Origin of the sequence: Paraburkholderia sp. Tr-20389, assembly GCF_017104565.1 — a bacterium.
Taxonomy (GTDB): Bacteria; Pseudomonadota; Gammaproteobacteria; order Burkholderiales; family Burkholderiaceae; genus Paraburkholderia.
Genome location: NZ_JAAGPD010000129.1, coordinates 1 through 247, shown reverse-complemented (window position 1 = coordinate 247; position 247 = coordinate 1). Strand labels below are relative to the sequence as shown.

At 61.5% G+C, this 247-nt stretch carries 1 protein-coding gene; it reads right to left on the bottom strand.

The genetic code is table 11. The annotated features are described in order from the left end of the window. A partial coding sequence (locus G3N95_RS40440; protein WP_205975651.1) for a transposase domain-containing protein occupies positions 1 to 240 on the bottom strand: 240 nt, incomplete at its 3' end. Between the last annotated feature and the right edge of the window lie 7 nt (positions 241 to 247).

The following is a 247-nucleotide window of genomic DNA, read 5'->3' as shown; positions in this document are numbered from 1 at the left end:
CAGTTCATCGACGACTTCGCTGATCGACTGGTGCCGGTACAACGCCAGCGCAATCACCAGCCATACGACCTGCTGCGCAGGCAGCCGACGCCGACGCACGCTGGCACTGCCACTGGCCTGCACTGCATACTCGATCCATTCGTACGGCAGATGCTGGCCCAGCCGGTCCCATTCGAGCGGCGGCTGTGATTCAACAAGCAGGCGCAGATCATCGACCAGCATGGCGATGAAAGTTAACATCGCCGCG